The organism is Bradyrhizobium sp. P5_C11_2 (assembly GCF_054049755.1).
On record NZ_JBFULT010000846.1, the window covers coordinates 1 to 2203 of the forward strand.

Consider the following 2203-nt stretch of genomic DNA (forward strand, 5'->3'; position numbering starts at 1 on the left):
GCCCCTCACCCCACCCTCTCCCCGTAAGAACGGGGCGAGGGAGTGATAGAGCGTGCCCGTGGTTAACCTCCCCCGAATGGCCTTCGCAGCTGCCGCATGGCGCATCCACGACTCGTTTACGCGATCGCGCCTAGCGTTTTCGTCCAAAGTCTTTCAGAGGGGGAATACCATGGGGCATCGTACCCGGCCGACGGCCGCGGACAATTTCGCGCCGGCCGATCTCTTGCGGGGAATTCTGGTGGTGTCGTCGTTCGGCTTCTGGGCCGTGATGCTCGGCCTGATGCCGGTGCTGCTGTTTCGCGTCTGGCTGGTCGGCTGACGCCGGCCGCGCTGGGATGGTTAATCCGTGGTAGCGCCTGTGTCCAAATGCGCGCGGGATTGCGACGCGGAATTTTAAAACATCCCGCCTAGCGTTGACGCCCATAAGCGAAGAAATCGCGGGGGCGTTTGTGAATAGTCAGAATGATGTGGCGTCACATTATGACGCCGGACAGCAGAGCTTTACCACCGGGGACATTCTCTGGGCCGTCGGCATCTGGTCGGTGATCCTGACGATGTCGCCGGTCATCGTGTTCTACATGCTGATGGTGGCGTAGCGTTGATCTCGTCATTCCGGAGCGCCCGAAGGGCGAATTACGGTGCGCAATTGCGCACCTGAGAATCTCGAGATTCCGGGTCTGGCGCTTCGCGCCATCCCGGAATGACGGGTGAAGGCAGAAACGCAAAACGCGCGGACCGCCGCGCGTTTCTTGTCGGGCAAATGGACTATTGAAAATTACGCGGCCTGCTTGTGCATCGTGCCGGAAGCCGACGCCGTGCCACGGATCGCCTTGACCGAACGCTCGATCGCCGCCCACAGCCTTGCAATTTCCTGAGCCGCCCGGCTCTCGGCCTGATATTCCCGCGCGCCTTCGCCGTGGCTCAGCGCCATCAGCAGATCCGAACGGTTGGTGATCTGGCCGCCCCACACCGGAGCGCGGAATTTGGCCAGCGCCTCGCGGGCGATGGTGACGATCGGGCTCTCGGACTCGTCACGGCGCGCCGGCGCACCGTTGAGCACGACCGCATAGGGCTTGCGCGCCGCGCGGCACATCTGGATGGTTTCCTGCACCGCATTGACGTCGAACACGCCGGGGCGCGCAGGAATGACCACCATGGTGGCGTTCCTGATCGCGTCGTCGACGACGGCCGACAGATTCGGCGGCGTGTCGATCAACACCCATTCATATCCGTCGCGCTTGGCAGCGGAGACGATGCCGCTGACCGAATTCACCGCAGACTTGATCGGCGGCTCGTTGGTGCCACGCAGCTTGTGCCACAGCGTGAGCGACCCCTGCGGATCCGCATCGACGAGCAGGATAGGCTTCGTCGCCTTGATCTGCGCGGCGAGATGTGCAGCCAGGGTACTCTTGCCCGAGCCGCCTTTACGCGATGCAAAAACAATAACGTTCATACCTTGGCCTCCAGATTGACCCTAGGCCGCGAAAATGAATCACCGCGCTGATTCGTGAAAGAAAAATTTATCGAGAGTTGCGTTGTAGCCACGAAATAACAAGGCGTGGCGGCTTTTGAGTCACACTGCTTCGCGCGACGCTCGACACAAACTGTCACGAAGCGCCTTTTACCCAGGAAATCGTGGCTTTTCGAGCAGCGCCGCGGGAAAAACCGCAACGCAACCTGACCGGGCAAATCCCGGAGCGAGTCTCTTCCGTCGTTCGCGTCGCAATTGCTGCAAGGATGTGCGCTGGCCCGTGAACAAAAGGAGTCCCAGGCTGTCGCAAGCTGGTGATCGCGTCTTCTCGACGGAGGCGGCGCTCAGCCCTCGCTGGTCTTTTTCTTCTTGGTCGCCGGCTTGGCGCTCTTCTTCGCGGTCTTCGGCGCAATGTTGGTCGGCTTGCCGGCGCGGGCCTCGCCCGGCTCCGGTCCCTGCCGGAAGAACACCTTGCATTGCGGCGACAGCTGCGCCTTCTTCCTGATCATGCAGGCGGTGATGGCATCGACGTTCGGAACAAACTCGCCGCACAGCCGCATCGCGTCCGGCGAGCAGGCCTGCTGCTCCTCCTGGGTGTAGGCGAAGCCGGCGCGCGGCTGGACCAGGACGGCCAGGGCAATCCCGAGGATTGCGGTGCCCAAGGATTTCTTAAAGCGGAACGCCGGCATCGATCCCCCCCAAATGTCGAGTCGATGGGATAGTGGGTGAACG

4 protein-coding genes are annotated in these 2203 nt (G+C 62.0%); 2 read left to right on the forward strand and 2 right to left on the reverse strand.

The window, feature by feature from the left end; genetic code table 11:
• Positions 1–169: 169 nt before the first annotated feature.
• The gene (locus ACXJL8_RS39335) at positions 170–319 is read left to right on the forward strand and encodes a hypothetical protein (protein ID WP_456621991.1); all 150 of its coding nucleotides are present in this window, start codon (positions 170–172) and stop codon (positions 317–319) included.
• A 94-nt stretch (positions 320–413) separates the two neighbouring features.
• Positions 414–596: a hypothetical protein gene (locus ACXJL8_RS39340; RefSeq protein ID WP_456686842.1), complete on the forward strand. Its 183-nt coding sequence runs from the start codon at positions 414–416 to the stop codon at positions 594–596.
• Between the two features lie 179 nt (positions 597–775).
• Here ACXJL8_RS39340 and ACXJL8_RS39345 read toward each other — a convergent pair whose 3' ends face one another.
• Positions 776–1453 (reverse strand): AAA family ATPase, encoded by a 678-nt coding sequence (locus ACXJL8_RS39345; protein ID WP_456686843.1) that lies wholly within the window; start codon positions 1451–1453, stop codon positions 776–778.
• Between the two features lie 362 nt (positions 1454–1815).
• On the reverse strand, positions 1816–2160 hold the full coding sequence (locus ACXJL8_RS39350) for a hypothetical protein (protein ID WP_456621988.1): 345 nt from the start codon (positions 2158–2160) through the stop codon (positions 1816–1818).
• Positions 2161–2203: the final 43 nt, after the last annotated feature.

What these genes read in the sequence shown, in the direction of transcription:
- ACXJL8_RS39345 (WP_456686843.1), bottom strand. Translation starts at nt 1,453, where the DNA reads ATGAACGTTATTGTTTTTGCATCGCGTAAAGGCGGCTCGGGCAAGAGT.
- ACXJL8_RS39350 (WP_456621988.1), bottom strand. Translation starts at nt 2,160, where the DNA reads ATGCCGGCGTTCCGCTTTAAGAAATCCTTGGGCACCGCAATCCTCGGG.
- ACXJL8_RS39335 (WP_456621991.1), top strand. Translation starts at nt 170, where the DNA reads ATGGGGCATCGTACCCGGCCGACGGCCGCGGACAATTTCGCGCCGGCC.